The sequence below is a fragment of the Actinomadura spongiicola genome (assembly GCF_003432485.1).
GTDB lineage: Bacteria > Actinomycetota > Actinomycetes > Streptosporangiales > Streptosporangiaceae > Spirillospora > Spirillospora spongiicola.
Window position 1 is genome coordinate 689,837 of sequence record NZ_QVNQ01000003.1, and the last position, 24,089, is coordinate 713,925.

Here is a 24,089-nt window from a genome sequence, read left to right on the forward strand (position 1 = left end):
CTGGAGGTGGGTATGGGTGTGGGGCGGAAGGTTGGGGTCGGGGTTGTCGGTGCCCTGGTGGTCGGGGGTCTGGTGAGTGTGGGGGGTGCTGCTGGGGCGGTGGAGGCGGGGTCGGGGGTCGTGGTGCCGCGGGGTGAGGAGGGGGCTGGGCCCGGGGCCATTCTTGTGGGGGCCGTTGGGGCCGCGCGGGCGGAAGGGCGGGTGCACCGCAGCGTTCAGCGGGCTCGGTGGTGCGATGGGACGGTCGCGGTCTCGCTTCTGTCGGTTCGGGAAGGGCCGGGGCTGGGGTATCGGAAGGTGGGGAGCGGGCTTCAGCGGGGGAAGCGCGTCAGCACCGACTGGGGTGGCATCGTCCGCAACGACGGGTACCTGTGGGTGCCGCTTCGGGGCGGGAACTGGATCGCCGACTACAAGCTCGGTGACGGCAACGGGAAGTGGTACGTGAAGTACGCCGACTGCCGGTGATCCTGGGGGCCGCTGGTAGCTTCGGGCGGTGTGGGGATCTTCGCCGGTCGGCGTTCGCTGGGGCGGCGTTTTCGGTGGCTGTGGGCGGCCTATACCGTCAGTGCGTTCGGGACGTGGCTCGCGCTCGACGCGTTCTCGCTGATCGCGGTTCTGGTGTTGGACGCCGGGCCGGCGCAGGTGTCGGCCCTGGCGGCCGCGGGGTTGGCGGTGGGGGCGGTGGTCGCCGTGCCGCTGGGGCCCTGGGTGGAGTTCCGCCGCAAGCGGTCGGTGATGGTGGCCATGGACCTGGTCCGGTTCGTGGCGTTGATGAGCGTGCCCGTCGCGTTCGTCCTGGGGCGGCTCGGGTTCGTGCAGTTTGGTCGTCGTGTCGGTCGTGGTCGCGGCGGCCGGGATCGCGTTCAGGGCGGCGAGCGGGGCATATCTGAAGGCGCTCGTGCGGCCCGAGGACCTCGTGGTCGCGAATGGGCGGTTCGAGGCCTCGACGTGGACGACGACCATGCTCGGGCCGCCCCTCGGCGGGGCCGCCATCGGATTGTTCGGGCCGGTCACGACCGTGGTCGCGGACGCGGTCAGCCATCTGCTCTCGGCGGCGGGCGTCCGTGCCATTGGGGGGACGGAGCCGCGGCCCGAGCGTGGCGGTGCGCCGAGGTTTCGGGCCGGTGACCTGCTTGAGGGGTGGCGTTACGTGCTCGGCGAGCCGGTGCTGCGCTCGCTGTTCTGTAACACGGTCCTGGTCAAGGGTCTGATCATGGCGACGTCCCCGCTGCTCGTCGTGTTGATGATCGGGGAGCTCGGGGTCGCGCCGTGGCAGTACGGGCTGGTGTTCACGCTGCCGTGTCTCGGGGGGCTCGTCGGGTCGCGTCTGGCCGGGCCGCTTGTCGCGCGGTTCGGGAGGCACGGGGTCTTGCTCGTCGCCGGGACGTTGCGGGCGGGTTGGCTGGTCGGGCTCGCGTTCGTAGGGCCGGGCGTCGTCGGGCTACTGGTCGTGGTCGTCGTCGAGTTCGGCATGGTCACCTGTATGGGCGTGTTCACCCCGGTGTTCGCCACCTACCGGCTGACGCGGACCAGGGCGGACCGGGTCGCCCGGGTGCTGTCCGCGTGGTCGATCACCGACAACGCGGCCGTCGCGGTCATGACCGCTGTGTGGGGTCTGCTCGGCAGTGTCGTCGGCGCGCGTTCCGCGATCGCGGTGGCCGGTGTCCTCATGCTGGCCACCCCGCTTCTGCTCCCCCGCGGCGCCGATGCTGTACGAGCCGGGCACGGTGGGGACGTAGCCGCTCGCGAGGAGGCCGAGGACGGCGATCAGGACGGCGACGGCGAGGCCGACGACGCCGACGAGACCGGCGGCCAGGTATCGGCGCTTCATGGCGGTCACGGTAGGGCGGAGGCGGAGGGCGAGCGGGGTCGTTAAGGCGGAGTTGAGCGGGGGTTAGGGCTACGTGCGGGAGTGGCGGCGGCGGACGAGGCGGCGGGAGCGGCGGGCGGGCGGCAGCCACTTGGTGCGGAACCACATCTGGACCTGGGCGCCGCCGAGGACGCTGCGGTGGATGCGCAGGTAGCCGCCGGTGGACTCGGCGGCGCGGCGGGCGATGTCCAGGCCGAGGCCGGTGGACCCGCCGCTGCTGCTGCCCCGTTTCAGCGCGGCGTCCGGGTCGGCGATGCCCGGGCCGCCGTCGGCGACGAGGATGCCGGTGACGCCCTGCCCCTGATGGAGGGTGACGACGAAGCCGGTGCCCTCGGACGTGTGCCGGAAGATGTTGCCCAGCAGGGCGTCCACGGCCGCGGCGAGTTCGGTGCCGGGCAGCGGCAGCGGCGCCGGGCGTTCCGCGCCGATCAGTTCGCAGGAACGGCCCTCGTCCTCGGCGAGGACGGACCAGAACGCGACCCGGTCCCGCAGCACCTTGGACGCGTCGCAGCTGCCGCGCCCGGTGGGCCGCCGCACCGTCCGGATGATCTGGTCGACCTCGCGTTCGAGGCGGTCGACGGCCTCGCGGGTCTGCTCGACGACCGGGCCGTCGCCGAGCGCCTCGACGTTGAGGCGGAGCGCGGCGAGCGGGGTGCGCAGCCGGTGCGACAGGTCCGCGGCCATCTCCCGTTCCGCCGACAGGAGTTGGACGACATGGTCGGCCATCGCGTTGAACGCCAGCCCCGCCTCGACCAGCTCGGGCGGCCCGTCCGGTTCGATGCGGACCGACATCTCCCCGTCCCCGAACGCGGCGGCGGCCTCGGCGAGACGGCGGGTGGAGCGGATCATGCGGTTGCCGAGTCGGTCGGCTACGGCGACGGACCCGGCGACGAGGGCGGCGGCGACGGTCGTCATGACGAGCCACGCCTTCCACACGCCGCGGGACAGGTCCTCGTCGGGGAGGTACACCTCGACGACGGCGGTGCGGCCCGCGTCCAGCGACACCGGCTGGAGCAGCGCGTAGCCGCCGCCGACGCGGGCGGTGTGGGAGCGTCCGCGCCGTCCCGCCTCGGCGAGCTGCCCGGAACTGGCGCCGGTGTCGCTCCGGGGGTTCCGCGGGACGACCCCGCCGTCCGGCATGTGCACGGTCATCCGCCCGGCCGCGCCCGCCTGGGTGCTGGCGACGGCGCGTTCGAGGGCGGCGGGGTCCTCGGTCACGACGAGGACGGGCCCGAGCGCGCTGGCCTGGCGTTCGGCGGTGGTGAGGGCACGGTCCCTGGCGATCTCCCGGACGGTCAGTGCGAGCGGGATGAGGAACGCCAGCGCCACCATCGAGGTGACCGCCAGCGACACCAGGACCAGGGTCCGCCTCATGGTCGCGGGTCGGGTTCGGCCAGCCGGACGCCCACGCCCCGTACGGTGTGCAGGTAGCGGGGCGCGGCGGCGGTCTCGCCGAGCTTGCGGCGCAGCCACGACAGGTGCACGTCGATGGTCTGGTCGTCGCCGTAGGCTTGCCGCCACACCTCGGCGAGCAGCTCCCGGCGGGCGACGACCCGTCCCGGGCGGGCGGCGAGGTAGGCCAGCAGGTCGAACTCGCGGCGGGTCAGTTCGAGCGGTTCGCCGTCCAGGGTCGCCTGCCGCCTGTCGAGGTCGATGTGCAGGCCGCCGACGCTGAGCTCGGCGGTCGGGCCGGACCGCGCCGACCTGCGCAGCACGGCGGCGAGCCGGGCGCTGAGATGCTCGATGGAGAACGGTTTGATGAGGTAGTCGTCGGCCCCGGCGTTCAGTAACCGGACGATCTCGGGTTCGTCGTCGCGGGCGGTCGCGATGATGACGGGCACGTCGGACACGCCGCGCAGCATCTTCAGCACCTCCGCGCCGTCGAGGTCGGGCAGCCCGAGGTCGAGGACGACGACGTCGGGCGGCGCCTGGGTGACCTCGCGGAGCGCGTCCATAGCGGTGCCGACACTGCGCACGACATGCGACCGCGCGCTCAGCTCCCTGATCAGAGCGGTGCGGACGTTCGCGTCGTCCTCCACCACCAGAACACTCGCCATGGCGGAACCGTATGCCACCATGTGCCCATGCGTCGCGCGATGTCGTATGTTGCCCCGTGGGCGGCAGTGACGGCGCTCGCGGTCACGCTCTCGTGGCTGGGGGTGCGCGGCGTCGTGCGCGGCGCGGTCTCGGAGAGGTCGGCGCCGCCGCCGATCGCCGGTCCCATCATTCACTCCAGCCCGTCCGAGCCGCCGGGGCCGTCGTCGATCGGCTCGCCGACGTCCCGGCCGAGTTCGTCGGACGGCGCGGACGAGAAGCGGCGGTCGTCACCGGAACCGTCGGACCGGGACGACCCGACCCCGAAACCGCCCGACAACGTGCGCAGTTACGCCACCCGTGGCGGCCGCGCCGCCATGTCGGTCGAGAAGGACCGGGTGCGGCTGGTGTCGGCGACGCCCAACCCCGGTTACGAGACGCGTGTGACCCAGGCCGAGGGATGGCTCCGCGTCGACTTCCTGACAGGCGACCGGACGTCGTCGGTCGTCGCGTCGTGGTACGGGCGCGATCCGACGGTCAAGGTCTACGAGTACTGACCGGGGTCCTTCGCGTCGGCGGTGGGACGGTACGGCGAGGTGACGAACCGCTGCGGCGTCACGAAGATCGCGGTGGCCTCGACGGTCACCAGTCCGTCCGGTGCCGCGATCGTCCCCGACGCGTACACCTTGCGTCCCTCCACGCGGCACGCCTTGGCCTCGGCGAGCAGCGGCACGCCGAGCGGGGTGGGACGCGGATACCGCAGCTCCAGGGTCGCGGTCATGCCGGACGTCCCGGTCGCGGCCGCGGCCACGCCGAGCACCTGGTCGATAATCGCCGCGGTGACGCCGCCGTGCGCGTACGACGGCGGGCCCTCGTGGACGGCGCCGAGCGTGAACTCGCCGCGGACCAGGCCGTCCGGGGTGGTCTCCAGGTCGACGGGCGGCGCGAGCGGGTTGAGGTGCCCGGTCACCGGGTTGCCGAGCTGCCGGTCGATCGGGCGGCCCTCGCCGGACACGGTGTACGCGGCAAAGGGTGGATCGTTCCGACGCCGCGTCGCGAGCCGCGCCGTCAACGCCCGGACCTCGTCCGCCACGGCGGCGGCCTCGGCGGTGCCGACGCCGGTGAGGACGGCCGCGTCCGCCAGCTCACGGACACGGGCGGCGAGCCCCGCCAACGCCGCCGCCTCGTCCTCCTCCAGCAGATCCCGTTCCACCGTCACGCTCGCCAGCCTCCTTGCGGGACGTCCCCGCGTCTCCCCGATCAGCCGAACGTGACTCTAAGCCGGGAGCCGCAACGTCCCGGACACCGGGGTCGATTTCCGGCGCTCTCAGGAGCCGGTGATGTGCGAGGTCGGGTTGGGCCGGAGGCTGCCGATCACCTTCCTGATCACCTTGTCGGGCAGCGCCTCCGGAAAGCCCTGGGCGGCCACCACCACGAAGGTCGTCGTCAGGCCGGACGCCACCCCCGGCGCGGCCACCACGTGCACGACACCGGTCGGGGTCACGCACTTCCCCTTGGCCTTCACGACGATGTCGGCACGGACGTGCACCGCCCTGGCGCGCCCGACCCGCACGGTCCGCGGAGCGCTCACGGTGATCGCCGGGGCCGGTTGGCCCTTCTCGGTGTAGGCGTGCGTCGCCCACTTGTTCGCCGCGTGCTTCGCGACCTTCATGACATCGTCGTCGATGTACTGGTTGAACCCGGTGAGACCGCGGCTGAACTCGTCGTCGCCGTCCTTGCACACGTCGTCGAGGTACACGGTCCCGGCGCTCATCGCGGCCGGTTTCCCGCCGTCGATGCCCTCGTAGCCGTGCAGGACGCCCGACTGAAGGATGCGCCACGCCTTCGGGACGTCGTAGGTCAGCCCGTACTTGGCGCTGGAGACGGCGTCCCAGCCCTTCACCTTCGGCCGAACCGTGCTGGTCGGTTCCGGATCCGGCGCCTCCGGCGGGGGCACCGCCGACGTGCCGACCTCGTCGCCGTGGTCGTTCCGGCCGAGGTCCTCGGCCCGGTAGCCGTTCCAGGCGAGGAGGAGCAGCAGAGCGACGGCGACCAGGGCGAGGAACGCCCGGCGGGGCCGTCGCCGAACGACCAGCGGGGAACGGCCGCCGCGCGGAGCGGCGGTGGGGGCGCCTTCCCGGGTCGGGAGGTCCACGGGTGGGGGCGGCGGATCGCCGTCGGACGCGTCCCGATCCTGCCCTGGCAGCGGGTAAGGGTGCGGGTCGTTCTTGGGCGCGTCCCAGTCCTGCCCCGGCAGCGGATAGGGGTTCCGCCGTTCCTCGCCGTCCATGCCCCCTGAAGCGTCGTCGCCCTTCATGATCGTGACCGTAGCGCACGGCGGACGACGCCAAGATCGGTACCGCGTTCCGGTGGACGCGGAATCCTTCGCGGTTGGGAAGGCGCCTGATCCGGGTTCCGATAGATTCCTGCCGTACCTCCCAAGGACCCCCGTCTGTACCGAAGGAACGAGCCGTGACGGACCAGCCCCCGCCACCCGACGAGCCGCCCTCAGCCGGCCCGCCGCCACCGGTCGACACGCCACCGGTCGACACGCCGCCCGCCGAGTCAGCGCCGGGCTTTCTGCCTCCCGGCGACCCGGCGTACGACCGGCCGCCGCCGTACTCGAATCCCTACGGCGACATCCCGGGCACGCCCCCTCCCGGGGACGTGCCTCCCGGCCACGCGCCGCCCGGAAGCGGGCCCTACGACCCTCGCTGGGGATACGGGCCGCCGGGCGTCCCGTACGGCATGCCGCAGTCCCCACCGCAGGAGACGACCTGGGCGATCTTCTCCTATGTCGGGATCATCCTGATCGGCTTTCTGGCACCGCTGATCATCTACTTCGTGAAGCGGCACACCGAGCCGTTCACCCGCTACCACGCGGCGCAGGCGCTGAACTTCCAGCTCACCCTGCTGATCCACGCCCTCGTGGTGGCGGCCATCTGCGTGCCTCCGGCCATCGCGCTGGACACGCCCGCCTTCCTGGCGCTGTTCGCCCTCCCGTACCTGGAGCTGCTGATCGGCCAGTGGGTGTTCATCATCCTGGGGGCGGTGAAGGCGGGGAAGGGGCAGTACATCCGGTTCCCGACCTTCTTCTGCCTTCGGATGATCAAGTAGAGGTCAGGAGGGCGGGAAGGCGCAGACCGCCACGGTCGCGTCGTCATGCGCCTTCCCGCGCGGCCACCGGACGGCCCGGGGGTCGGTGCGCTCGACGTCCCGGGTCCGCTCGATCAGCGCGGCGGGCCCGGAGTCCACGGCGAGCGCGGTCAGCCCGGCCCAGTCGGTGGCGCCGAACAGGTCCACGAGCCGCGTCGCGCCGTCCGTCAGCAGCAGGACGTGCCGCAGCTCGTCCACCGGCACCGTGCCCGTGACCGCGGCGTCCGCCACCGCCGGGTCGGCCGCGGCGTAGTGGTGGCCTCCCGTGATCTCCTGAACCCCGGACCGGCCGTCGAGCAGCACGGTCGAGTCCGCCAGCACGAGATAGTCGACCAGCCCGCCCCGCAGCCGTAGGGCCAGGACGGTCGCGGCGGGCGTGGTCGGCACCCGCAGGTCGCAGGTCGCGCGATGCGCCGCGGCGACGTCGGCGATCGCGCCCGCGAGCCGCGCCACCAGCGGCCGCTCCCCCGGCGTGTGGACGCCCCCGGGCGGACCGACCGGCGGGCCGGCGGGGGGAACACCGGGCGGGTAGGTCCCGTCCAGCATCCGCGCCAGCAGCCGGGTGCCGAGCGACCGCGCGTACCAGGCCGTACCGTGCGCGCAGCCGAGGTCGGTGCCGAGCGGCAGCCCGCACCCGTCGAGCACCACCACGGCCCCGGCGGCCGCGGCGACGAAGTCTTCGTTCCCGCGCTCGGCGCTGCCCTGTTCCGTCGCCCACGAGACCCGCACCGCACCCGTCCCTCCGTCGCCCGACCACCAGTATGAGGGTGGACCGGCCGCGGCACTCCTGAACCGAACCCGACCTGCGACCCGCGGGTGCCGACCTACGCCGACCGACACGGCGGTTTCGCTCGGGCCGCGTCGCCGTCAGACCAGGACGGCCCGGTCGTCGACCCGGGCCACGGCGCGGACGGGCGCGCCGTCCGCGCCCGCGAGGGCGATCGGGAAGAGAGACACGTCGATCGCGCGGCCCGCGTTCTGCGCGTCGAGGACCCGGTCGAGGCCGGTGAGGTTCTCCCCGATCACCGCGCCCGCCTCGCAGAACACGCGATGCGCGTCCAGGGAGAACTCCTCGGAACCGGGTGGCGGGGTGCGGTCGACGCTCAGCGCGTCGACGGCGACCGTCCGGACACCGGCCGCGACGATCGCCTCGGCCGTCTCGGGCGCGGGATACGGGTGGGCGAGGTAGGCGTCGGTGCCCCAGTGCCGCGACCAGCCCGTCGCGATGAGCAGGACGACGCCCGGCGCGAGCCCGCGCGGCAGCAGCTCCGGGCCGATGGACGAGCGTGGCGGCAGCCCGCGGGCGTCCATCACCACGGCCGGTCCGGCGAAACGGGTCAGGGGCAGCTCGTCCAGGCGCGGCAGCGAGTCGTCGATGTGGAACGGGGCGTCCACGTGTGTGCCGGACTGGGAGCCCATGTGCAGGCGCAGGACGTTCACGCCGGAATCCGCCACCGTCAGCGCGGGGACGGCCTCCACCCGCGGGTCGCCCGGGTAGACGGGCATGCCCGTGACGATCGGGACCGACAGGTCGAGCAGCTCCGCTTCGGTGGTCTCGATGCCCATGAATTCGATTATCCCGGGGCGTCGTACCCGATAGCGTTGCGTTGTGTTGCCACACGTGACAGCCATCCGCTACGTGACGCCGCTGCGCGAGGGCGGGTCGTTGCCGGGCGTCGTCGAGGCCGACGACCTCGGTACCTATGTCATGAAATTTCACGGCGCGGGGCAGGGCCGCAAGGCGCTGATCGCCGAGGTGATCAGCGGTGAGCTGGCCCGCAGGCTCGGTTTCCGGGTGCCCGACCAGGTGCTCATCGACCTGGACCCGGCCATCGGACGCCACGAGCCCGACCCCGACGTGCAGGATCTGTTGAAGGCGAGCCCGGGGTGGAACCTCGGCATCGACTTCCTGCCCGGATCCCTCGGATTCGATCCGCTCGGCTGGCGGCCCGACCCCGGTTTCGCGTCCCGCGTGCTGTGGTTCGACGCGTTCACCGGCAATGTGGATCGCAGCTGGCGAAACCCGAACATGCTGGTGTGGCACGGCGACGTGTGGCTGATCGACCATGGCGCGAGCCTCATCTTCCACCACGCCTGGTCGAACGCGACCCGGCTGTTCTCCGGGCCGTACGACGTGGCCGACCATGTCCTCACCCCCTACGCGACCCGGCTGGAGGAGGCCGAGGCCGAACTCGCACCCAAGATCACGGAAGGGTTGTTGCGCGAGGTGACCGCCCTGGTGCCCGACCTCTGGCTGGAAGGCGAACCGGGGTTCGCCGGCCCCCAGGCCCTGCGGGACGCCTACGTCGACATCCTGCTGCCCCGCGCCGGGAAGCCGCGCGACTGGCTGCCCGACCCGAACGTCGGCGGCCGCGCGCCGGACACGACGGCACGGCGCGGCGGGAACCGTCCCGGCTGGCTCGGTGGCGCCTCATGAGCAACATCAGGACGGCCGCGGAGCCCACGGTCTTCGAGTACGCGGCGCTGCGGGTCGTCCCGCGCGTCGAACGCGGCGAGACCATGAACGTGGGGGTGGTGGTGTACTGCCGGGCGCGCGACTACCTGGGCTGCCGCACGCACCTGGACGAACAGCGCCTCATGGCCCTGGACCCGCTGCTGAACGTCGAGGGCGTCCGTAACGCGCTCAAGGGCGTGGAGGCCGTCTGCCGCGGTGGGGAACGCGCGGGCCAGGCCGCGCACGAGGCGCCGGGAACGCGGTTCCGCTGGTTGACGGCGCCGCGCAGCACGATCGTCCAGCCCGGCCCCGTGCACGCCGGTCTGACCGACGACCCGGAGGCCGAGCTGGACCGTCTCCTCGATCTGCTCGTCAAATGATGCCGACCTGAAAACGCATCCGGCTGACTGGAAAACGAAGAGAGGTCAATCCCATTCCCAGCGGATGCCGTGATATCCGGCGGCCATGCCGAACTCGATGAAATGAACGCTGTGGTAACTGGAGAGCCGCAGGTCCGCGGAGTCCTTCAGGGCGGTGTGGCCGTCCGGGCGCCACGTCCGATAGCAGCGGGCGGGCAGCGCGGACGGATGGAATCTGACCTCGATGAGGTATTCGTGTTGGGGGGCGCGGAATCCGCGTCCCTCCTCGTTGGCGGGTGGGCTGGCCTCGTCGAATCCGAAGCCGTATTCCAGCAGGTACGTCTCGCCGCGGCCGAGGGCCCGGTCGAACAGGAGCTCGGCGGCGATGAGACCGCTCGCCTCGTCCATCCGGACGCGCCCGAAGCGGCAGCCGCGGACGGTGCGGGAGGACGGCAGAACGCCCTGCGGATGGTGGTAGACCGCGATCCAGCGGTCGACGCCGCGCTGCTGAGCCTGGAACACGGCCCGGACCCGGACCTCGCTCAGCTCCCGCCGGCGCCCGATGATGTACTGGTCGTGCATGCTGAGCCCGGTGAGCTGGCGCTCGCCGCGATCGCCGATCTCGTCCAGCAGGTCGCGGACACCGGGCTCGGGACACAGCTCCTCCACCGGCAACCACGGTCCCGTGGCGCGCTCGGCGGTCGGCTTGAGAAGGGTCAGCAGCGAATGGCGCGGCAGTTCGAGGATGACCTCGAGACCGCGAACGGCGCGCATCGAGTCGGCGCGTTCGGGCCGAGTCCGACCGCGCTGCCAGTAACTCAGCGTGGACAGGCTGACGGCGATGCCCTGCTCGTCGAGGCGGCGCCGCAGGGAGTCGAGGCTGAGGCCCCGCGCCTGGATCGCCGCGTGCAAGGCGACATTGAATGGTCCGTACTGCAAGACCTGTAGAAGATCGTCTTCTGCGACACTCTGCACTTTTCGGCCTCCGGATCAGCTCCGGCCGGCCCCCGCACAACGGCCTTGACAACTGCAATTCCACTTTCAATGCTCACTGTAAGCCCCGTGTGGCACTATGCCAACAGGCAACTTTTGACGTCTCTCCCTTCCGTCTCGTCACTCCGGCTCCACCCGGCGGCTACTCCGGGTTCATGGAGTGTAGCCGCGGTCGACCCGCCGGTCTTGCGTTTCGCGGACGAGTTCAATGTGATTTCGATGCCAACAGATCAGTGCCACTCCCATTCGATGCCGACGATGCCGCGCCGGACGGCGCCGACCGCGAGGTTCGCGCTGCCGGACGTCCCGATCCACAGCTCGCCGAGCCGCTGCCGCGGCGACTGGGAGCTCTCGGCGGTGAAGCCGTAGCAGCGCGCGGGCAGCCGCTCGCCGTCGAACTGGATGATCGCGACGTAGTCGTGGACGGGATGGGAGAAGCGCCGGTCGTAGCTGTCGTGGGCGAGTTCGTCGATGGGACCGATCTCGTACTCGACGACGGCGGTGTCGCCCGCGGACAGGACCCGGTCGAAGACCAGCTCGAACGCCATCAGCCCGCCTTCGGCGCGGATGCGGCCGGGGCGGCAGTACCGCACGTCCGCGAGACCGGCCGTCCCGCCGCCGGACGCGGAGGCATGGTCGACCCCGGCCACGGCGCCGGTCACGGAGGCGAGGCCGGTCGCCACACCGGTCGCCGAACTGGTCGCCGAACTGGTCGCCGCGGCTGCACCGGTGACGGTCGCGCCGGACGCGTTGCCCACACCGGCGGTGGCGCCCGCCTCGGCGGCGCCGTCCGGCTCGTGGTCGCCGGGGACCAGGAGGTCGCCGGAGCCGCCCGGGTTCGCCGGGCCGCCGGTGTTGCCGGGCCGCTGGATCCCGCCCGTCTGGTGGACGCACACGACCCGGTCGATGTCGTCGCCCGCGGCGCGCAGGACGCTGCGCACCGACAGCGTCCACGAGCGGCGGGCCTCGTCGAGCCGGAACACGTCGTGGATGCTGAGCCGTTCGAGCCGGTGGTCGCCGGACCGGTCGAGCTGCCCGACGAGGTTCGTGTACCGCTCCGGGTCGGGCCACAGGTCCCGCACGGGACGACCGCGCTCCCCCGGCCCCGGCGCGCCGGCGGTCAGACCGCCGCGGACGGGTGTCGCGGTGGGCGCGGGATCGTCGAGCAGGTCGGTCAGCGTGCCCGGCGGAACCTGGAGGATCTCCTCCAGCGCGACGACGACCGTGCGGGAGCGCGGGCGGCTCCGACCCCGCTGCCAGTAGCTCAGCGTGGCCACGCTGACGGTGAGGCCGCGGCGCCCGAGCCGGTGCCGGATCCGTTCCAAGGTCAGCCCGCTGGCCTGGATGGCCTGCCGTAACGCCCCGGCGAATTCCACGGCCGGATGGTACCTGTCCTGGGAGCCGGATTCCTAGGTCGCGTCAGACCAGGCAGGCAATGACAAGGCTCGTTGGCCGAGCCGGACGATCTCAGAACAATATGGACATAAAGGAACCGGTTTCGAGGAATCCGACTCGCCGGTACACCGCCCGCGCACGCGTGTTGTAGTCGTTCACGTAGAGTGACACGGTCGGCGCGATGCCGCGCAGCGCCTCCCGCACCACGGCGGACATTCCGGCCACGGCCCGTCCCTGCCCGCGCAGATCGGGCGGCACCCAGACGCCCTGCACCTGGCAGGCCCCCGGCGTGACGGCGCCGACCTCCGCCTTGAACACGACCCGGCCGTCCTCGATGCGGGCGAACGCCCGGCCGTCGCGGATCAGTTCGGCGACGCGGGCGCGGTACAGCACCCCGCCGTCTCCGGCGTCCGGGGAGACGCCGACCTCCTCGGTGAACATGGCCACGCAGGCGGGGTAGACGACGTCGAACTCCTCCATCCGGACACGCCGGACGCCCGGGTCGGGCGGCACGTCCGGGACGGCGGAGGTGGCCATGACCGGCTGGGCGGCGCGGACGGCCCGCGGAGGCCCCCAGTACGGCGCGAGGACCTCCCACAGCTCCGAGACCGCGCCGACGGGCCCGACGATCGACGAGCAGCGCCGTCCCTGTGCCTGGGCCCGTTCGGCGAACGCGCGGACGGCCCCCGGCCCAGCCGCCACCGGGATGAGGTTGGCGCCGGAGTAGCACAGCGAGACGAGCCGACCGTCGCGCAGGTAACCCCACATCTGGGCACCGAGGCGGCGCGGGTCGAGCCCCGCCGCGTGCACGCGGGAGCTGACGAACACGTTGGACACCGGGTCGGCGTCCAGGATCGCGAGGGCCTCCGCCCGGTGCCGGTCGTCCAGCACGCGCACCGGGATCGAGCCCAGCATGCGCACCGCTACCCGCCTCCGCGCCGTTCCGCGGGGCGTGGGAGGTCGTCCCCCCACGGGGAACTCGACGGGGTTGGCCCCCGGTCGGCCCTCAGCACTGAAAGCACCACGTGGACCAGCCTATGCCGTCCGGGGCCCAGGCACCCCCACAGGCTCGGAGAACGCCTCCCGGGACCGGGCGAAGGCACCGTTCAGTGGTGGGCGGCGTGCTTCGCGTGAGCCGCCTGCTTGGCCGTGGCGGGCTCGGGCGCCGGTCCCGCGGCGCACTCGGCGTCCACTCCGGGCCGGTTCGCGGGCACCGTGCCTTCGCCGAAGTAGGCGGCGACGGCTCGGTCGACGCACCGGTCACCGGACAGCGCCACACCGTGGTTGTGCCCGTTCACCTGCACCAGCAGCCGGGACGTGGGGAACCTGCGGTGCGTCTCCACGGCGCCCCGGTACGGTGTCGCGGCGTCCCGGGACGCCTGCACGAGCAGGATCGGCGGCAGCGACGACACGCCCCGCACCCGCGGCACCGGGCCGCCCTTCACGGCCCAGAACGCGCACGGCGCGTTGTACCAGGTGTTGCCCCAGGTCTCGAAACGGTAGCCCTGGCGGTAGAGGCGCTCGCTGTCCGCGTGCCAGCGGCTCCAGTCGCGCGGCCAAGGCGCGTCGCGGCACTCGACGGCGCTGTAGACGGCGTAGTTGTTCTGGTCGAGCCGGGTCGGCGGCTGCCACGCCCTGCGCAGCGGACCCGGGTCGCGCCGGACGACGAACGCGGACAGGGCCCGGGCGTGGGCGTCCCACCGGTAGTCGGAGTAGCCGTCGGCGAGGAAGAGGTCGTCCAGCTCGGCCGGCCCGACCCTCCCGCCGATGGGCGCGGCCTTGAGCGCGGTCCGCGCCCTGGCGTACGCGGCGGCGACCTGCCGCCGGGACGTCCCGAGCCCGTAGACCTTGTGGTGGCGGGCGATCCAGGCGAAGTAGGCGCGGATGCGCTGCTCGAACGCGACGTTCTGGTCGAGGTTGTTCTCGTACCAGACGCCGCTCGGGCGGGGGACGCTGTCGAAAACCATGCGGCGGACCCGTCCGGGGAACATCGTCGCGTACACCGCGCCCAGGTAGCCGCCGTAGGAGTAGCCGAAGTAGTTGAGCCGGGTCTGGCCGAGGGCCTTGCGGATCTCCTCCATGTCACGGGCCCAGTCGGCGGTTCCCATGTGCGGCAGGACCGTCCGGTACTTCCTGGCGCAGTCGTCGGCGTACGCCTTGGCTCGGGCCGTCCAGGCCCGTTCCTCACGCGCGTTGGCGGGGATGGTGTCGGGACGGGCGCGTCCGGGGTTCTGGTAGCTCGTGTCGCAGATCAGCGAGGGCCTGCTGGCGCCGACGCCGCGCGGGTCGAACCCGATCCAGTCGTAGGCCGCGGCGACGTTAGCGGGCATCTTCCTGCGGAAGTAGCCGGCCAGGTCGCGTCCGTGCGCGCCGGGCCCGCCGCGGTTCAGCAGCACCACGCCCTGGGACCGGGGCGCGGTGTGCGGCGCGCGGGTCAGTGCGAGGGTGACGCGGCGCCCGCCGGGACGGGCGTAGTCGAGCGGGACCTGGAGGGACGCGCATTGCAGCCCCTTGAGGCGCGTCCCCTCGACCGGGTCGTCGGCGGGACACGGCTTCCAGTCGAGGCCCGCGGGCCGCGGGGCGGGTTCGGGGCGGGCCGTGGCCGCGGGCGCGCCCGTCGCCGCGGCTCCGACGATTCCGAGCGTGACCGCGGCGGCGGCCGTCCCAGCCGCGACCTTCTTTCCAGCGTCGTTCAGCACCCCGGATTTCTATCGGAGGGACGCGGCGACCTGCGTGAACACAGAGATCGCGCGATTCCCTGCCTGATTCGGACGTATCCCGATTTCCTGGTGAACGACGTGTGGCGTGCCCGCCGCTACGGGACGGGCACGCCACGGATGTCCTGTCGTGCGGTGTGTCGCGGTTCAGAAGGTTATGGGCGTCCGACCGGAAGGTCCTTGCCCGTGGGTGCTCCGGCGGCCTTAGCACGCATGCCCGTCGGGTTCGGGTCGTTCAGCTCGGGCACGGCCTTGCAGTAGGCGTCGGGGCCGCGGCGGCTCTCCGGCAGCGCACCGGTGTCGAGGTACGCGGCGACCTGGTCGTCCAGGCACGCGTTGCCGTTGAGGGTGTTGGAGTGCGTCTTGCCGCCGAGCTCGAACACCAGGCGCGAGGACCGGAAGACCTCGTGCATCTCCAGCCCGCCCTCGACCGGCGTCGCCGCGTCCTGCGTGGACTGGACGAGGAGCATCCCCGGCAGGTGCCTGCTGTCCTTCAGCCTGAACTCGGGGCCGCCCTCGAAGGGCCAGAACGCGATCGGCGCGTTGAACCAGACGTTGCTCCAGGTGTTGAACTGGTAGCCCTTCCGGTGGAGCCTCTCGGCGTCGCGGTGCCAGGTGCGCCAGTCGCGCGGCCACTCGGCGTCGGCGGCCTGGACGGCGTTGTACACGGCGAAGCCGTTGTCGTCGCCGCCCGGGTTGAGCCAGGCGAGCAGGCGCGCGGGGTCCTTGTCGTTGACCCACGACGACAGGGCCTGCGCGAACGGGATGTAGTAGCCGGTGTTGTACCCGGCGGACAGGACGATGTCGTCCAGCTCGGACGGGCCGATCCTGCCGCCGATCGGCGCCTTCTTCGCCGCCTCCCGGACCTTGTAGTACGCGTCCTTGACGGCCTTCTCGGTCTGGCCGAGGCGGAAGACCGAGTTCCACTCGGCGGTCCAGGCCCACCAGGCCTCGATGTTGCGCTGGAACGCCTTGTCCTGTTCGAGCTGGGCGTCGTACCAGACGGTCTTCGGGTTGACGTTGCCGTCCATCACCATCCGGTGCACGCGCTTGGGGAAGAGCGTGGCGTAGGTGGCGCCGAGGTACGTGCCGTAGGAGAAGCCGTACCAGCTGATCTTGTCCTGGCCGAGGGCGGCGCGGATCGCGTCGACGTCACGCGCGGCGTCGGTGGTGCGCAGGTGCGGCAGCAGCCAGCCGAACTTGTCCGCGCAGTCCTTCGCGTACTTCTTCGACTTGGCGATCCAGGCCTTCTCCTCCTTCCAGGAGGACGGGACGTAGTCCGGCCGGATCGGGTCGGAGTGGTGCGGGTCGCAGCTCAGCGCGGGCCGGCTGGAGCCGACGCCACGGGGGTCGAAGCCGATGATGTCGTACTTGGCGGCGACGTCGGCGTGCCCGGTGCCGCCGATCCAGCGGGCGAGCGCGGGCGCGTACGGCAGGCCGGAGCCGCCGGGTCCGCCCGGGTTCACGAACAGGACGCCCTGGTAGTTCTTCTCGTCGGTGTGCTTGAACCGCGACACCGCGATGGAGATCTTCCGGCCGCCCGGCCTGGCGTGGTCGAGCGGCACCTCGACCATCGCGCACTGCGCGGTGTTCATGGGGTCGTTCGGGCCGCTGACCTCGCATTCGCCCCAGTCGATGCCCGAGGCCGCGACGGCGGTGGCACCGGTCGCGCCGGTGCTCGCGCTCACGGAGACGGCGGCGCCGGTGCCGCCGACCGCCACGACCGCCGCGGTCGTGACGAGAAGGATCCTTTTCACCTGTCCCCCTCAGATCGGCGGCTCCGGATGCCCGGACGCGAAGGGACCGGCGGGGAGCGGCACCGATGCATAGCGGATGCGGATTGCGCGGCGATTCTGCCGTTAATGCCGGTTATTACGGCAGATCCCGGTCAAAGTGGATGCGGAATCGTGACAAGATCACCGAAACTTCGTGATGTTCACGAAGGCCCCGGGAAATCGTTCGCCCCGGGGCCTTCACGAGCGGGCCGCCGGCCGGGCACCGGCCGGGCCCTCGGGTCAGCGGATGACGTCCGCCTTCAGCCGCGCGGCCTCCAACGACCCGGGGCCGGTCAGCGACCTGGCGGACGCGCCCTCCGGCGGGGTCGGGTCACCGAGCTGCGGGACGTGGACCGTCCGCTCCTCCGGACGCTCTCCCCGCAGGAAGTAGGCGTCGAAGTAGGCGTCCACCTCGGCGGAGCCGCGGTGGACGATGCAGTGCGTGCGGTCACCGTCCTGGACGACGAGGCGCGAGCCCTTGAGCCTGCGCTGCATCTCCAGCGCGCCCTCGTACGGGGTGGCGGCGTCCTCGGTCGACTGGAAGATGAGGATGTTGCGCGGCAGGTCGCGGTTACGGCCGATGTCGACCGGTTCGCCCGCCTCGGCGGGCCAGGTCAGGCACGGCGCGTTGAACCAGGCGTTGGCCCAGGCGTAGAAGGGGTGCTTGCGGTCGATGCGCGAGTTGTCGCGGTGCCACTTGCGCCAGCTCTGCGGCCACTGGACGTCGGTGCACTCCACGGCCAGGTAGACGGCGTAGCCGTTGTCGTCGGAGTCACCGGTGGTCTGCGCGCCGAAGGTCTGCGCGAACGTGGCGGTGTCGCCCTTCTTGTAGGCGGCCAGTCCGGCGGCGTAGGCGTGCCAGAGGGCCTGGCTGCGCCGGTACCCGGCGTTGAGGATCACGTCGCCGAGTTCGTCCGGTCCGACGGCGACCGTCTGGCCGCTGTCCGGGTCGGTGTAGTAGACCGGCTTGTGCTTGAGCTTGTCGCGCAGGTCGTAGTAGAAGTCGCGGACCTCGCGCTGCTTCGTGCCCAAGTGGTAGACGGAGTCGTACTTGGCGATCCAGCCGAAGTAGTAGTCGATGTTCTTGTCGAACTGGATGTCCTGGTTGAGGTTGGCCTCGTACCAGACGTCCGACGGGCCGACGGCGCCGTCCAGGGCCATCTTGTCGACGTTCTCCGGGTACAGCGTGGCGTACGCCGAGCCGAGGTACGTGCCATAGGACGCGCCGTAGTAGTCGAGCTTGTCGTTGCCCAGGGCCCGCCGGATCGACTCCAGGTCGTGGACCGAGTCGATGGTCTTGATGTGGTCCAGCAGCCCGATCTTGTCGTTCTTGGCGCAGGCCTCGGCGTAGCCCTCGGCCTTCTCCCGCCAGACGCGCACGGACTTGTCGTCGCCCCTGCCGTAGTCGGGACGCGGCGCGTTGTTGTACTTCAGGTCGCAGGTGAGGGCCGGGACGCTCATGCCGACACCGCGCGGGTCGAACCCGATGACGTTGTACTCCTTGCGCATCGCCGGGGAGTTCTGCGCGAACACGCGCGGCCCGAACAGCGCGCCGCCGCCACCGGGACCACCCGGGTTGACGACGATGTCGCCCTTGGCCGGGCCCTTCCCGAGATGCGGCGTCCTGGTGAGCTGGAGCGTGATCTTCTTGCCACGGGGCTTGGCGTGGTCCAGCGGCACCGACAGCTCGGCGCACTGCACGATCTCGGAGACCGGGTAGATGACGTCGTAGAGATCGTGCACGGTCTTGACGAAGTCCGCGGGACAGTCGTGCCACTTGAGCGGGGCGGGGTTGAAGCCTCCGACCGTTCCGGCGGAGGGGCTCTCGGCCTGGGCGCTTGTGGCGCCCAGACCGCTGAGACCGAGGCCGGCCAGCGCGGCCACGACGACGATCCGTTTCACATTTCCCCCTAAGGTGCTGACTCCGGTCGAGTCAGACATATGGGTAATAGCGGGGAAATTGTGGCGTCGCGGAAAGTTGGCCGGACAGGGCGCGTTCACGAGTGATGCGCAATCGTGACAAGATCAACGGAACTTCGTGATCACGTCCGTCCGTTCCGGATCGAGTGTGTCACGCATGTGAAAGGGCCCCGGGTTCACACCCGGGACCCTTCGCGTGTTCGCGTCGGTGCCAGAAGACCGTCAGGAGACGACGACCTCGGCGCCGGGGCCGGACACCGAGCCGTCCTCACCGATCTCGATGCCCATCTCGTCGGCGATGCGCATGGCCTCCTCGATCAGGGTCTCCACGATCTGCGACTCGGGGACGGTCTTGACGACCTCGCCCTTGACGAAGATCTGGCCCTTGCCGTTGCCGGACGCGACGCCGAGGTCGGCCTCGCGCGCCTCGCCGGGACCGTTCACCACGCAGCCCATCACCGCCACGCGCAGCGGGACGGGGAAGTCCTTCAGCCCGGCCGTGACCTGCTCGGCCAGCGTGTACACGTCCACCTGCGCGCGCCCGCACGACGGGCACGACACGATCTCCAGGCCGCGCTGCCGCAGCCCCAGCGACTCCAGGATCGCGGTGCCGACCTTGACCTCCTCCACCGGAGGCGCCGACAGCGACACCCGGATCGTGTCGCCGATGCCCTCGGCGAGCAGCGCCCCGAACGCCACCGCGGACTTGATCGTGCCCTGGAACGCCGGGCCCGCCTCGGTGACGCCGAGATGCAGCGGGTAGTCGCAGGCGGCGGCCAGCCGCCGGTACGCGTCGATCATGACGACCGGGTCGTTGTGCTTGACCGAGATCTTGATGTCGCGGAAGTCGTGCTCCTCGAACAGCGAGCACTCCCACAGCGCCGACTCCACCAGCGCCTCGGAGGTGGCCTTCCCATGCTTCTCCAGCAGCCGCTTGTCCAGCGACCCGGCGTTCACGCCGATCCGGATGGGGACGCCCGCGTCCTTAGCCGCCCGGGCGATCTCGCCGACCCGGTCGTCGAACTTCTTGATGTTGCCCGGGTTGACCCGGACCGCCGCGCAGCCCGCGTCGATCGCCGCGAACACGTACTTGGGCTGGAAGTGGATGTCGGCGATGACGGGGATCGGCGACTTGCGGGCGATCGCGGGCAGCGCGTCGGCGTCGTCCTGCGAGGGCACCGCGACGCGGACGATCTGGCATCCGGACGCGGTCAGCTCCGCGATCTGCTGGAGCGTGGAGTTCACGTCGGCGGTGAGGGTCGTGGTCATGGACTGCACCGAGATCGGGGCGTCGCCGCCGACCGGAACGTTCCCGACCATGATCTGCCGGGACGCGCGGCGGGGAGTGCTCGGCCCCGGCGCGTCCCGTCCCGCGCCCTCGCCGCGGATGTTCGGCATTCCCAGTGAAACGCTCATCCCTCTCCTCTTGCTCGCAGCCCCATACAAAGCCTAAGCGCAGCGGACGGTTGCGATGACGGCGACCCTGCGGTCATCGTGTGACCATTCGGTCGCGTGATGTGAACAGTTCGTGTCACTCGGGTAGCTGAAGCGGGTTGAACACGTCGGCGAGGATCAACAACACCCCGAGGCCCACCAGCAGCAGGACCGCCAGATAGGTCAGGGGCAGCAGCCGGGTCAGGTCGACCGTGCCCGGGTCCGGCCGGCCCCGGATCCGGTTGACGCGTGCGCGGGCGCGCTCGTAGCCGACCACCGCGAGATGGCCCCCGTCCAGCGGCAGCAGCGGCAGGACGTTCATCGCCCCGAGGAAGATGTTCAGCGAGACGACCAGTGACAGGAACAGCGCGACCTTGTCGCGGGTGGAGCTGGTCGCGGAGGCGAAGATCTGGCCGGACACGTCCGTCGCGCCCACGACGCTGCCGACCTGCCCGCCGGGCGTGCTCTCCCGCTCCGGCGAGAACAGCCTCGGGATCGCCGACGGCAGGTCCACGACGACCTCGCCGATGCTCGCGAGGGTGCGGCCGACGGCGCGTCCGGCGAACACCGCGCCGTTCAGCGGGCCGGTGCGCTCGTAGCCGCCGCCGACGACCTTCGCGGACATGCCGACGAACGGCCGTCCGTCCACGTCCGCGAGCCGGATCGGCAGCGTCAGCGGCTCCGGCGCGCCGGGCCTGCGCACGACGACGTGGACGGTCTGGCCGGGCTCCGCCCTGTCGATGGCCCGGGTGAGGCCCGCCCAGTCGGAGACGGGTGTGCCGCCGAACGACACGACCTGGTCACCCACGCGCAGTCCGGCCGCGGCCGCCGGGGACCGCGGGCGGCCCTCCTCGCACTCGGCCCGCAGCCCGGCGGGCACGCACGGCGTGACCTCCTCGACCGTGCTGGTCACCCTGCCGGTCTGCGGCACGCCGACCGCCATCGCCATCACCATCAGCAGCAGGAACGCGAACACGAGGTTGGCGACGACGCCCGCCACGATCACGACGGCGCGGCGGCCCGCGGGCTGCCGGTAGAAGGCGCGCGGGCGGTCCGCCTCGTCGATCCTCTCCAGCGGCGTATATCCGACGATCTTGACGAAGCCGCCGAGCGGGATCGCCTTCACGCCGTACTCGGTCTCGCCCCGGCGCACGGACCACAGGGTCGGCCCGAACCCCACGAAGTACTGCGTGGCCTTCATCCCGAACCGTTTGGCGGTGAGCAGGTGCCCGCCCTCGTGGAGCATCACCGACAGCAGCAGCGCGACGACGAACGCCGCCGCGCCGAGAATGAAGGCCATCGGATCCCCTCGGGGCAGGCCCCGGGGAGGCGGCCCGGCGCTCGGGCCCCCGGGGACGTCAGTCGGTCCCGGTCAGTTCGGCGGTCAGCTCCCTCGCCTTCGTCCGCGCCCATCCGTCCGCCGCCAGGACGTCGTCCAGCGTCAGGGCCCCGGCGGTGTCCGGGCCGTGCACGTCCAGCACCCGCGCGATCGTGTCGACGATCCCGAGGAACGGCAGCCGCCCCGCGCGGAACGCGTCCACACATTCCTCGTTCGCGGCGTTGTAAACGGCCGGGAACGTCCCGCCCAGCTCACCGGCGCGGCGGGCCAGCGCCACCGCGGGGAACGCCTCGTCGTCGAGGGGGAACAGTTCCCAGGTGTGCGCCCGGGTCCAGTCGACGGCGGGCGCGGCGTCCGGGACGCGGTCCGGCCAGTCGATGCCGAGCGCGATCGGCAGCCGCATGTCGGGCGGGCTCGCCTGCGCCAGCGTGGAACCGTCGGTGAACTCGACCATCGAGTGGATCACCGACTGCGGATGCACCATGACGCCGATCCGGTCCATCGGGACGTCGAACAGCAGGTGCGCCTCGATGACCTCCAGGCCCTTGTTGACCAGGGTCGCGGAGTTGATCGTGATGACGGGGCCCATGTCCCACGTCGGATGGTTCATCGCCTGCTCGGGCGTGACATCGGCCAGTTCGGCGCGGCTCCGGCCGCGGAACGGGCCGCCGCTCGCGGTCAGCACGAGCCTGCGCACCTCGTCGGCGCGCCCGCCGCGCAGGCATTGGGCGAGCGCCGAGTGCTCGGAGTCGACCGGGACGATCTGCCCCGGACGCGCCCGCTCCTTCACGAGGGGGCCGCCGACGATGAGCGACTCCTTGTTGGCGAGCGCGAGCGTCCGCCCGGCGTCCAGCGCGGCCAGCGTGGAGGCGAGGCCGAGCGCGCCGGTCACCCCGTTCAGCACCACGTCGCACGGCCAAGCCGCGGTCTCCGCCACGGCGTCCGGACCGGCGACGATCTTGGGGAGGGGGAAGTCGCCGGAGGCGTAGCCGCGCCGCTTGGCCTCGGCGTAGAAGGCGAGCTGGAGTTCCTGCGCCGCGGACGCCTTGGCGACGGCGACGACGTCGGGCCGGAACTCCAGCGCCTGCTCGGCCAGCAGCCCGACCCGTCCGCCGCCCGCGGCGAGGCCGGCGACCCGGAACCTGCCGGGGTTGCGGCGGATGACGTCCAGCGCCTGGGTTCCGATAGAGCCGGTGGAGCCGAGCACCACCACCTCGCGGGTGGGCGCGCTTGAGATCGAACTTGAGGGAGACGACACCGCTCCATTGTCGCCCACGGGCCCGCCCTGCACCCGTGTCTAGGGCCTGTTTCGCCGTGCCCCCACCCCCCACGCGAACGCGTGACCCGCCCGGCGCAGCGACGCCGAAGGCGAGCGAAGCCGGGCGGATCGCGAAGCGATGCCGCGTTCGCCCAGGAACGGTCACGCAGCGAGCCGCCAGGCGAGCGAAGTGGGCCGTTCCTGCGATCAACACAGCGGGAGGCGGAGGACGAGGCGGGCGCCGTACGCGCCGTCGCCGACGTAGAGGCGGCCGCCGTGCGCGACCGCGATCTGCCGCGCGATGGCGAGGCCGAGGCCGCTGCCGCCGTCGGCGCGGCTGCGGGCGGTGTCGACCCGGGCGAACCGCTCGAAGATCCGTTCGCGGTCGGCCGGGGGGATGCCGGGGCCGTCGTCGCGGACCTCGACGACCGCCTCCCCCGGCTCGGCCCGCACCGCGACCTCGATCACGCCGGCGGCGTGCCGCTCGGCGTTGGCGAGCAGGTTGAGCAGGACGCGGCCGAGCCGCGGCGGGTTCGCCTCGACCAGCACCCCGGACTCGGCCTTGACGGTGGTCGGGACGGGCGGGGCGCGGCTTCCCGCCACGGTCTCCACCAGCGCGCCGAGGTCCAGCCGCTCGCGGTCGGCGAGGTCGCCGGAGTCGAGGCGGGCGAGGATGAGCAGGTCTTCCACGATGAGGTGGAGGCGGTCGACGTCCTTCATTGAGCTGCGGAGCGTCTCCATGGGGTCGCCGTCGTCCCGGGCGTCCAGGGCCAGCTCGATGCGCGCCCGCAGCGCGGTGATGGGGGTGCGCAGCTCGTGGGAGGCGTCGGCGATGAACGCGCGCCGGTGCATGGCCGCGCCCTCCAGCCTGCCGAGGAGGGTGTTGACGCGGTCGGCGAGCCGCTCTACGTCGTCGCCGGTGGAGGGTACCGGGACCCGGTGGCTCAGTTCGGCGTCGCCGATTTCGGCCAAATCGGCTTGGAGCTGTTTCACGGGCCGCAGCGCCCACCGCAGGGCCCGGCGGACCGCCCAGGCCATCAACCCGACGCCGGTGACGCCGAGCAGTGCCATGACGGTGGCGAGGGTCTCGGCGGGCCGGGCGTCGGCGAGCAGGGACAGCGCGACGGCCGCCACGGCCACCGCGACCACCAGCAGGGAGCCGGCCGCGCCGAGCGCGGCCGGCATCGCGTGCGCCCGCGCGGGGCGGGGCCGGCGCGGCCGGAGACGCGCCGCGGCGTTCCGGACCGACATGCCTCCTTTGTACGCAATATCCGTCCAATGAATGGCAAAGGGATTCGGAGGGCGGCCCTATTTCCCCGGTTCGCGCACGCACTCTCCGGCGACCGTCCGGCCGGTCCCGCGACCCCTCCCACCAGGGGGCCTA

General features: G+C 72.0%; 23 protein-coding genes. 6 read left to right on the forward strand and 17 right to left on the reverse strand.

Translation table 11 applies throughout. The features are described from left to right. Positions 1-297 precede the first annotated feature (297 nt). On the forward strand, positions 298-465 hold the full coding sequence (locus tag D0T12_RS35315; RefSeq protein WP_158581473.1) for a hypothetical protein: 168 nt from the start codon (positions 298-300) through the stop codon (positions 463-465). Positions 466-554: 89 nt separating this feature from the next. On the opposite strand, the gene D0T12_RS36480 is transcribed toward D0T12_RS35315, so the two are convergent. Beyond that, positions 555-746 carry a hypothetical protein gene (locus D0T12_RS36480; RefSeq protein WP_233525984.1) on the reverse strand — a complete coding sequence of 64 codons (192 nt, stop codon included), beginning with the start codon at positions 744-746 and terminating at the stop codon, positions 555-557. A gap of 83 nt (positions 747-829) precedes the next feature. Between D0T12_RS36480 and D0T12_RS11895 the strand changes: the two genes are divergently transcribed. Beyond that, entirely contained in the window at positions 830-1,876 is a 1,047-nt protein-coding gene (locus tag D0T12_RS11895) for an MFS transporter (RefSeq protein ID WP_233525985.1), read from the forward strand. Between the two features lie 24 nt (positions 1,877-1,900). On the opposite strand, the gene D0T12_RS11900 is transcribed toward D0T12_RS11895, so the two are convergent. Both D0T12_RS11900 and D0T12_RS11905 read right to left on the reverse strand, forming a co-directional pair. Then, positions 1,901-3,244, reverse strand: coding sequence for a sensor histidine kinase (locus D0T12_RS11900; RefSeq protein ID WP_117399552.1), 1,344 nt, complete (start codon positions 3,242-3,244; stop codon positions 1,901-1,903). Further along, positions 3,241-3,927: a response regulator transcription factor gene (locus tag D0T12_RS11905; protein WP_117399553.1), complete on the reverse strand. Its 687-nt coding sequence runs from the start codon at positions 3,925-3,927 to the stop codon at positions 3,241-3,243. The genes D0T12_RS11900 and D0T12_RS11905 overlap by 4 nt, the downstream gene beginning before the upstream one ends. A 39-nt stretch (positions 3,928-3,966) precedes the next feature. On the opposite strand from D0T12_RS11905, the gene D0T12_RS11910 reads away from it, so the two are divergent. Continuing rightward, the gene (locus tag D0T12_RS11910; RefSeq protein WP_147339482.1) at positions 3,967-4,461 is read left to right on the forward strand and encodes a hypothetical protein; all 495 of its coding nucleotides are present in this window, start codon (positions 3,967-3,969) and stop codon (positions 4,459-4,461) included. Here the strand turns inward: D0T12_RS11910 and D0T12_RS11915 are convergent. Both D0T12_RS11915 and D0T12_RS11920 read right to left on the reverse strand, forming a co-directional pair. Next, a complete protein-coding gene (locus D0T12_RS11915) occupies positions 4,449-5,123 on the reverse strand; it encodes a PaaI family thioesterase (RefSeq protein ID WP_158581474.1) in 675 nt (224 codons plus the stop codon). The two genes, D0T12_RS11910 and D0T12_RS11915, sit on opposite strands and share 13 nt — an antisense overlap. A gap of 108 nt (positions 5,124-5,231) precedes the next feature. Further along, positions 5,232-6,221 (reverse strand): hypothetical protein, encoded by a 990-nt coding sequence (locus D0T12_RS11920; protein WP_147339483.1) that lies wholly within the window; start codon positions 6,219-6,221, stop codon positions 5,232-5,234. Between the two features lie 155 nt (positions 6,222-6,376). On the opposite strand from D0T12_RS11920, the gene D0T12_RS11925 reads away from it, so the two are divergent. Next, positions 6,377-7,021 carry a DUF4870 domain-containing protein gene (locus tag D0T12_RS11925; RefSeq protein WP_117399557.1) on the forward strand — a complete coding sequence of 215 codons (645 nt, stop codon included), beginning with the start codon at positions 6,377-6,379 and terminating at the stop codon, positions 7,019-7,021. A gap of 3 nt (positions 7,022-7,024) precedes the next feature. Here D0T12_RS11925 and D0T12_RS11930 read toward each other — a convergent pair whose 3' ends face one another. Together D0T12_RS11930 and D0T12_RS11935 are read right to left on the reverse strand one after the other, a co-directional pair. Continuing rightward, positions 7,025-7,789, reverse strand: a complete 765-nt coding sequence (locus D0T12_RS11930; protein ID WP_117399558.1) for a protein phosphatase 2C domain-containing protein — start codon at positions 7,787-7,789, stop codon at positions 7,025-7,027. 138 nt (positions 7,790-7,927) lie between these two features. Further along, positions 7,928-8,626: a cyclase family protein gene (locus tag D0T12_RS11935; protein WP_117399559.1), complete on the reverse strand. Its 699-nt coding sequence runs from the start codon at positions 8,624-8,626 to the stop codon at positions 7,928-7,930. Positions 8,627-8,669: 43 nt separating this feature from the next. Between D0T12_RS11935 and D0T12_RS11940 the strand changes: the two genes are divergently transcribed. After that, positions 8,670-9,497, forward strand: a complete 828-nt coding sequence (locus tag D0T12_RS11940; RefSeq protein ID WP_117399560.1) for a HipA family kinase — start codon at positions 8,670-8,672, stop codon at positions 9,495-9,497. After that, a complete protein-coding gene (locus D0T12_RS11945; protein WP_117399561.1) occupies positions 9,494-9,895 on the forward strand; it encodes a DUF3037 domain-containing protein in 402 nt (133 codons plus the stop codon). Before D0T12_RS11940 ends, D0T12_RS11945 begins: the two co-directional genes overlap by 4 nt. Before the next feature lie 45 nt (positions 9,896-9,940). On the opposite strand, the gene D0T12_RS11950 is transcribed toward D0T12_RS11945, so the two are convergent. The 10 genes from D0T12_RS11950 to D0T12_RS11995 all read right to left on the reverse strand — a co-directional run bounded on the left by D0T12_RS11950 (position 9,941) and on the right by D0T12_RS11995 (position 23,956). After that, a complete protein-coding gene (locus tag D0T12_RS11950) occupies positions 9,941-10,813 on the reverse strand; it encodes a hypothetical protein (RefSeq protein WP_121435317.1) in 873 nt (290 codons plus the stop codon). Between the two features lie 284 nt (positions 10,814-11,097). Further along, positions 11,098-12,243 (reverse strand): helix-turn-helix domain-containing protein, encoded by a 1,146-nt coding sequence (locus D0T12_RS11955; protein ID WP_117399563.1) that lies wholly within the window; start codon positions 12,241-12,243, stop codon positions 11,098-11,100. A gap of 91 nt (positions 12,244-12,334) precedes the next feature. Further along, complete coding sequence (locus D0T12_RS11960; RefSeq protein WP_117399564.1) at positions 12,335-13,177, reverse strand: GNAT family N-acetyltransferase; 843 nt, start codon at positions 13,175-13,177, stop codon at positions 12,335-12,337. 191 nt (positions 13,178-13,368) lie between these two features. Beyond that, the gene (locus D0T12_RS11965) at positions 13,369-14,961 is read right to left on the reverse strand and encodes an alpha/beta hydrolase (RefSeq protein WP_117399565.1); all 1,593 of its coding nucleotides are present in this window, start codon (positions 14,959-14,961) and stop codon (positions 13,369-13,371) included. Positions 14,962-15,134: 173 nt separating this feature from the next. Then, positions 15,135-16,736, reverse strand: a complete 1,602-nt coding sequence (locus D0T12_RS11970; protein WP_233525986.1) for an alpha/beta hydrolase — start codon at positions 16,734-16,736, stop codon at positions 15,135-15,137. A gap of 258 nt (positions 16,737-16,994) precedes the next feature. Next, positions 16,995-18,656: an alpha/beta hydrolase gene (locus D0T12_RS11975; protein WP_158581475.1), complete on the reverse strand. Its 1,662-nt coding sequence runs from the start codon at positions 18,654-18,656 to the stop codon at positions 16,995-16,997. A 240-nt stretch (positions 18,657-18,896) separates the two neighbouring features. Beyond that, positions 18,897-20,090 carry a flavodoxin-dependent (E)-4-hydroxy-3-methylbut-2-enyl-diphosphate synthase gene (gene ispG / locus D0T12_RS11980; protein WP_407642066.1) on the reverse strand — a complete coding sequence of 398 codons (1,194 nt, stop codon included), beginning with the start codon at positions 20,088-20,090 and terminating at the stop codon, positions 18,897-18,899. Between the two features lie 115 nt (positions 20,091-20,205). After that, positions 20,206-21,408, reverse strand: coding sequence for a M50 family metallopeptidase (locus tag D0T12_RS11985; RefSeq protein WP_117399568.1), 1,203 nt, complete (start codon positions 21,406-21,408; stop codon positions 20,206-20,208). A 58-nt stretch (positions 21,409-21,466) separates the two neighbouring features. Next, positions 21,467-22,705: a 1-deoxy-D-xylulose-5-phosphate reductoisomerase gene (dxr, locus tag D0T12_RS11990; RefSeq protein ID WP_233525987.1), complete on the reverse strand. Its 1,239-nt coding sequence runs from the start codon at positions 22,703-22,705 to the stop codon at positions 21,467-21,469. Between the two features lie 207 nt (positions 22,706-22,912). After that, positions 22,913-23,956, reverse strand: a complete 1,044-nt coding sequence (locus D0T12_RS11995) for a sensor histidine kinase (RefSeq protein WP_117399569.1) — start codon at positions 23,954-23,956, stop codon at positions 22,913-22,915. Positions 23,957-24,089: the final 133 nt, after the last annotated feature.